This window comes from Neisseria sp. P0018.S001, assembly GCF_051957355.1.
GTDB classification, from domain to species: Bacteria; Pseudomonadota; Gammaproteobacteria; order Burkholderiales; family Neisseriaceae; genus Neisseria; species Neisseria subflava_A.
The window spans coordinates 1-6,919 of record NZ_JBQCWN010000024.1 but is presented as its reverse complement, the minus strand read 5'-3'; the positions used below and the strand labels follow the sequence as shown (position 1 = coordinate 6,919).

The window sequence follows — 6,919 nt, the reverse complement described above, 5'->3', positions numbered from 1 at the left end:
GCTAATATTGATTCCGGACAGATTATCACCAGAAGCGTTTCCGGAGTAATATCGTCAATATATGAGGCAGGAATGGAAAGAAGAAACATACCGAATAGTTTTAGTTTTATAGATGGTGAAGGCATCGCAAGGAATGAAAGTATGTATATGATGAATAAATCCGACAGACATTTATTTTGTGAAGGGAAAAAAATTGCTATTTTTTACGCGTATGACGAATTAAAAATATCAAAACAAAAAAAAGGAGACGTAATTGATTTGGAAAACAACTATGTTGAGCAAGTCATTGAAATGGCAATTTCAAAATAATCAGATGCCGCCGGCGCCCAAGCCTACCAACTGGCCGATGGCGTCGGCAAAGTAGCCGACGCCGTCAAAAACCAAACCGGCCAGCAAGGCGCCGTCCTCTTGTCCGTCGAAGCCGGCTTCGGCTTTAAATCCGCCGGCAAAGAGCAAAACCAAAACTACCGCCAAAGCCAACAAAGCAGCCTGAAAGCTGGCGGAGACATCAATATCCGCAGCCGCGAGGGCGACATTACCGTCCAAGGCAGCAACATTACTGCGGGCGACACCATCCGCCTCGATTCCGCACGCGACATCCGGCTGCTCTCCGCCCAAGACAGCCAACATCAGGACGGCAAAAACCGCAATGCCGGCGTACAGGTCGGCGTCGGGGTTTCCGTCGGTGCGCAAACCGGTGTCTATATCTACGCCGAAGCCGCCTACGGCAAAGGCAAAAACCGCACCGACAGCCAAACCCATCAAAACACCCTATTGCAGTCCGACAAACTGCAGCTCAGCAGCAAGGGCAATACCGTGCTGAACGGTGCCCAAGCCCATGCCAAACGCATCGACGCCGATGTCGGCGGCACATTGCACATCGAAAGCCCGCAGGACACTGTCGAACAGGAGAGCAAACAAAGCGGCGGCGGCATCCGCGCCCAAGTCGCCCTCGGTACCGCATGGAGCGTATCCGGCAACTACAACCAAAGCAAAGCCAACGGCCACAGCCGCAGCGTCGGCAGCCAGAGCGGTCTCTTTGCCGGCGAAGGCGGCTACCACATCACAGCCGATAGCGTCCGGCTTAAAGGCGGCGCCATCGCTTCTGCCGCAGACAAAGACCACAACGAACTGACCGCCCGCAGTTTCAGCTTTGAAGACATCCGCAACGAAAGCAGCTACAGTGCCCAAAGCATGGGCATCGGTGCCGGTTATGGCGGCAGCCTGAAAGGCAGCGACGGCTTCAATCAAAGCGCCTTCGGCCGTGCGTCCCAAACCGCCGGCCAGAACATGAACAAAGGCCTCAACTACAGCCCCACCCTGCCGCAGCATGAAAGCGGCAACAGCCAAGGCTATACCCGCTCCGTACTCAGCGAAGGCAACATCACCATCGGCGGCAAAAAAACCAGTGCCCGCGCTCTCGGCATCCAAACCGACCCGCAAAACGCCCACCGCAGCGCCGAAGCCGTCCCCGATCTGCAAAACCTACTCGACAAACAGCAAACCATTGCCCAATCGACTGCCGCCATCCACAGTGCCGTCGGCACCTATAGGGGCAACCGTGCCAAAGCCGCGACCCAAGAGCTGGAAAAACAACAGGCCACTTACGAAGGCCGTCTGAAAGAACAAAACGACGGCAGCTACGAACACTACCTCAGCCTAAGCGACGCACAACGGCAGCAGGAGATGCTGGCCCATTCCCCCGCCTACGCCCAAGCCTACCAAGAAGCCCGAAGCTGGGGCGTAGGCGGCAGCAAAAGCCGTGCGCTTAGCGCCGCCGAAACCCTGATTACCGGCGCCCTGGGCGGACAGGGTGATTTACAGCTGGCGGCCAATACGTTGGCGCCGTATGCTGCAGCCGCCATCGGCAAGCGCTTCGGCCACGGTGAACACAAAAACGAAGCCGCGCAAGCAATCGGCCACTTTATGCTCGGTGCCGCCTTAGCCTACGCCAACGGCGCCGACCCGCTTGCCGGCGGCAGCGCCGCCGTTGCTGCCGAACGTGCGGCCGGGTATCTGGCCAAACAATACGACGACGGCTATACCGCGATTGACCCGCACACAGGGAAATTCAATCCCAACCTGTTACCCGAGCACATTAAAGAAGAGATTAAAGCGCAGACCGGTGCTATCGCTTCGGTGGTGGGTGCGGCCGGAGGCAGTCTGAACGGTACGAACAGCAGCAACGGAGCGTTGTTTGATGCGCAGGTTGCCGGGACGGTCGGGCAGAATGCGGTGGAGAATAATGCTGCGGGGAATAGTACTTCTGCTGTTACGCGGATGCAGAGTAGAGCCGCAACATTGGAGAATGCCGCATATGCAATGGACCCATTTTTCTTACAAGGTAATGTGCCAGATATATATGCTGAGATTCAAAAATTAAAAAGAATAGATCAAGTAAATCAAGACAAGAAAAATGAAATAGCTAGAAATTTTCTTAGGGAACATGGAATTAATGTACCGTTAATGACTGTAATGGATAGTGTTAATGGTGTGGGAGTAGTTCGCTTAGACACAGAACGAAATTACCGAAACCTAATGAAGGCCATGACAGAATTTAAACAAGCAGCAACTACGAAACATGCTACATTTAGAATGGCTAAGCGACAATTAGGGATTCCTAATTCAATGCAGCCAACAGCAGTTCGTCGTGTGCCAATTGTAGAAAAAAAGCATGATCGAATAGGCATAGTAACTTACAAAAAGGATTCTTTAGGACGCACGTTATTTTCTACGGAGTATCTATTTATTGTTAATGGCAAAGGTTATGTAATCCAAGACCACTCTGTAGGGCATAATTTTGGAGACCTTAATGGAATAGGAAATCAACATGCTCATTTTAATTTAAAAAAATTAAATTTAAACACATATACCACAAATGGAACTATTGATATAGAAACTTGGAAGGCCGAGCAGAACATCCCGCACAATAGGCAAACCTATGGAATCAGTCCGATCACAGGTATTCCAGAGCATTTGTACACAAAACCTTCTCCGCATGCAGATCCTAAAGAGCATTTCTTTGAGAGAATATTTAACATGAAAAATGGAAACAGGGGGAAAACGAAAAAATGAAGCACGCGCACATTGACTTTATTGGGGGAAAATGGAATCTATTAAAGCAAATGTATGGAGCAGATATACTTGAAAAAGGAAATTTTTACGTAGATGATATCTTTTTTACCAAATGGATAATTTCCGAAAATAATCTAAAAGGGTACTGTATCAATATGATTATTTATCTTCATACTCCACCAACCATTTATCCAAAAAAATGGGAAGATGCTCAAGGAGTAAAAATATGGCTTTCATTTGATGGCCAATTTGGCAATGGATTATTTAAATTAAGCAATAGAAAATTAATTAAGGAAATACGTCATAAATATGTGAGATTTTCTTTTTTAAATGAATTTATTAAAGACCACAGAAGAATCTTAATTCATCTACAGAAAGATAACTCATCAATATTTGCCACATCGATACATGTTTTAGGCATTTCCAAACTAATTTAAAAATCTTAGAAATCAACAGTGCTATTTACACTTTTCAGATTTCATACTTAGACTGAACTAACCGATTTTTTAGCGAAAAAACAAAAACTGGACAGCCTGAAAAAGTGTAAACAACATGACATTTTCCAACACATTAAAAAGCCTGGAACAAACTGGAAAAGTTAGCTACCGACCGAGAAGAGCAAAACAAAGTAGTTGGTTCTATCAGGAAGGCAGTCCGACAGGAATGGGATTTGCTCAAACGGCACAACAGCAATTTTAGGCATGCTGTTGTCAATGGCAACATTGATGATATACGTGATGATAGTGAAGTCGTTGCAGCTAATGGCTTAAGTTCCTCTACCCAATTGGTGCAGGACTAATCGGAACGGGAGGAAGTTTTGTTGCTGCCAAAGGTATGGGTAATCCGGCTTACCGCATAAGCTGGGAGGGGCTTCCGGAAACCAATGCTGTAAAAATGAGGCAGACTGGTGCGGTTTCTTTGCCGAAGATTACGAAGATAAATAATTTAACACATGAAGGAATCGAATCACATAATCTAAATAACGTTAATGCTCCGGGTAGAAAAACTGTACCCGTCGGCGAAATCCGTATTCCTTCAAATTCCAAAGCAACAGAGGGAACAACCGTTACCTTGGCACAGGAGCAACGCCTAGCCAACGGAGAGCTGATACCGAGAGGCTCTGTGGTAACGTGGTCGGACAATGCGGTGAAGGTGGTGCGGCCGGATGGGAAAAAGCGGAGATTTAATAGTCGGGATTGGGAACAGAAGGCATTGCCGAAACCACCGAAAGATTACAGAGATGACATCAACATAGGGAGAAACAACCCTAAATATAATCAGCAACGGCATGAAAAAATCGAATCCCACAACCCAAACAGAATAGAGGCGATACGCCAACGTAATGCTATTTCTTCTGCAGAAAGGCAGGCTGATGCATTAAAAAGGTTGCAAACGTCTGGCCACACCCGCCTGCCTGGACAACCGCAAAAAGGAAAGCCTGGTGCTGCTAGAGAAATGTCTCGTTCAGATAATCCGAATCAAACAGCCGAGGCTTTTGCACGTCGATATTTAGGCAGGAAACCTACATTAATGGAACGAGTCGAAGGTGAAAAATTATACGGAGGTAAATGTGTGGCTGTTGGAAAGCGCAAATGCCGGATGGAACCTTTGTGGTGTATAGGCCAGCAGGTAATGCTTCTATGACTAAGGGAACTACAGCGTCTGTTGATATTAATAATCCAACATTAAATAACTTAAATATTAATTTAAAGGGCAAGCCAACAGAGCTGAAATTTAAATTCCCTGCTAGATAAGGATATTTTAATGAATTTAGAGACAGCAGAAAATATTCAATGCGAATTTGAGTATTTAGCATTAGATGGTTATTTTCCAATGCATTTTGCATCGCATGGTCAAGGAAACAAAGATTGGCAATTTGCAGTTGAATTCATATATAGATTATTAATATGTCAATTAGCAATTCTTGAGCCTGTTAATTTGGAAACAGAAAAAGATATTCTAGGTTTTTGTCATAAACTAGCAAAACAAAATCCTTTTGGTAAGGATAATGGAGTGTGGTATTGGGGAGAGATTATATTAACAAAAAAGGGGCTAGATTTAATAATAAAATATATTCCTGAGGCATTTGAGGAGTGGAATGGAAAGAAATTTGAATTAAATACTCCTTTCATAAAAACATTAGAATCCATATTTATTGAGCATGGGGTAGAATGGGATGAGAATAATCCACTATTTCCTATTGCATCCTTAATGCATTCTTAAAAAATGATTAATCTTACTTGTTTTATTAAAATGTTACCTAAAGTATTTAAGATTGCTGGAGAGTTGCGACACTAAACGACACAATTGTTTACCGTCCTGCCGGATATGCTGGCAAAGATACCCTACCCACTACAGCAACGGTAGAAATCCATAAGAACTCGGCCATACGATCGCTAAATAATAACGAAAATTTAAAATTGAAATTTCCAATAAAGTAATATAAATAAAAGGTAATGTATTATGAGAATGAACGAACGACAAGCATCTGCTATTCAGGATGTATTTCGAAAATTAGCTTTTATTGATACAGAACCAGTAGACCTTCCCAATTCAGGGCTTGATTGGCAGGAAACAGTAGAGATTATTTACCGGCTGTTTACCTTGAGATGGATGGAATTTTGGCCGCAGAAAGAGATTACGGATGAAGACATCTGGGATGTATTGCCGGAATCTTGCTTATTACAATCCTAATTATGATCTTGAATCAAAAGGATACGATTTTGATGTTGCCTGGATTTATCATTGGCTTACACATATTAACCTTACCTCCGAGGGAGAGGTGTTCTATTTTAAATACTTTGATCCCGAAGTGGTAAACAGCGCAGAAGACGATAATGCCGTAAATCCCGCCTTTATCGATCGTCTTGAAAGTATCTTTGAAGAAAACGATATGCCGTGGGGTAAGATATTTTTTCCCGTACAGAGTATCGAGTAAGCACAGAATGCAGCTGAGGATTTTGCACGCCAATTGCCGCAACCAGCCGACGACCGCACCCGCGCCCTGCAAACCCTGGCCGCCGGCGCCCAAGCCTACCAACTGGCCGATGGCGTCGGCAAAGTGGCCGACGCCCTTAAAAACCAAACCGGACAGCAGGGTGCCGTCCTCTTATCCGTTGAAGCCGGCTTCGGCTTTAAATCCGCCGGCAAAGAACAAAACCAAAACTACCGCCAAAGCCAACAAAGCAGCCTGAAAGCCGGTGGCGACATCAATATCCGCAGCCGCGAGGGCGACATTACCGTCCGAGGCAGCAACATTACCGCGGGCGACACCATCCGCCTCGATTCCGCACGCGATATCCGGCTGCAGTCGGCCCAAGACAGCCAACATCAGGACGGCAAAAACCGCAATGCCGGCGTACAGGTCGGCGTCGGGGTTTCCGTCGGTGCGCAAACCGGTGTCTATATCTACGCCGAAGCCGCCTACGGCAAAGGCAAAAACCGTATCGACAGCCAAAGCCATCAAACTTTTAGGCAGCAACAGGCGCGCTTAGCCTGTTGGCGGCCTTCAACAGGTTTAAACACATCGCCTTCAGATGGCTTTGCGCATTCACTTTAATCAACCCGAAATAGGCTGCCCGGGAGTAGCGGAATTTACGGTGCAGCGTACCGAAGCTTTGTTCGACCACATAACGGGTCTTTGACAAATATCGGTTGCGTTTAGTTTGCGCTTCCGACAACGGATGGTTACGGTGGGCTTTGCGCATAATGCCGTCCAACAACTGATGCTCTTTCAGATGTTGCCGGTTTTCCGCACTGTCATAGCCTTTGTCGGCATAGACGGCCGTACCTTCGGCTATCCCTTCCAGCAAAGGCGACAGGTGGTTGCACTCATGGGTATTGG

Annotated in this window: 7 protein-coding genes and 2 pseudogenes; 8 read left to right on the top strand and 1 reads right to left on the bottom strand. The window is 46.3% G+C overall.

The window, feature by feature from the left end:
- The 8 genes and pseudogenes from ACTHTJ_RS10440 to ACTHTJ_RS10405 all read left to right on the top strand — a co-directional run.
- Positions 1-309, top strand: a pseudogene (locus ACTHTJ_RS10440) (hypothetical protein); the annotation flags it as partial.
- A 99-nt stretch (positions 310-408) separates the two neighbouring features.
- Positions 409-3,075: a hemagglutinin repeat-containing protein gene (locus ACTHTJ_RS10435; protein WP_440360942.1), complete on the top strand. Its 2,667-nt coding sequence runs from the start codon at positions 409-411 to the stop codon at positions 3,073-3,075.
- Positions 3,072-3,512, top strand: coding sequence for a hypothetical protein (locus ACTHTJ_RS10430; RefSeq protein WP_070461584.1), 441 nt, complete (start codon positions 3,072-3,074; stop codon positions 3,510-3,512). The genes ACTHTJ_RS10435 and ACTHTJ_RS10430 overlap by 4 nt, the downstream gene beginning before the upstream one ends.
- A 553-nt stretch (positions 3,513-4,065) precedes the next feature.
- A pseudogene (gene mafB, locus ACTHTJ_RS10425) lies at positions 4,066-4,829 on the top strand (polymorphic toxin MafB class 2); the annotation flags it as partial.
- A 10-nt stretch (positions 4,830-4,839) separates the two neighbouring features.
- Positions 4,840-5,298 (top strand): hypothetical protein, encoded by a 459-nt coding sequence (locus ACTHTJ_RS10420; RefSeq protein WP_070461583.1) that lies wholly within the window; start codon positions 4,840-4,842, stop codon positions 5,296-5,298.
- Positions 5,299-5,538: 240 nt separating this feature from the next.
- A complete protein-coding gene (locus ACTHTJ_RS10415) occupies positions 5,539-5,769 on the top strand; it encodes a hypothetical protein (RefSeq protein WP_141743141.1) in 231 nt (76 codons plus the stop codon).
- On the top strand, positions 5,720-6,013 hold the full coding sequence (locus ACTHTJ_RS10410; RefSeq protein ID WP_070461582.1) for a hypothetical protein: 294 nt from the start codon (positions 5,720-5,722) through the stop codon (positions 6,011-6,013). Before ACTHTJ_RS10415 ends, ACTHTJ_RS10410 begins: the two co-directional genes overlap by 50 nt.
- A gap of 33 nt (positions 6,014-6,046) precedes the next feature.
- Positions 6,047-6,634, top strand: a complete 588-nt coding sequence (locus tag ACTHTJ_RS10405) for a hemagglutinin repeat-containing protein (protein WP_234396212.1) — start codon at positions 6,047-6,049, stop codon at positions 6,632-6,634.
- Here ACTHTJ_RS10405 and ACTHTJ_RS10400 read toward each other — a convergent pair.
- Positions 6,546-6,919: transposase (locus ACTHTJ_RS10400; RefSeq protein WP_440360941.1), on the bottom strand; the 374-nt coding region annotated here is incomplete at its 5' end. The two genes, ACTHTJ_RS10405 and ACTHTJ_RS10400, sit on opposite strands and share 89 nt — an antisense overlap.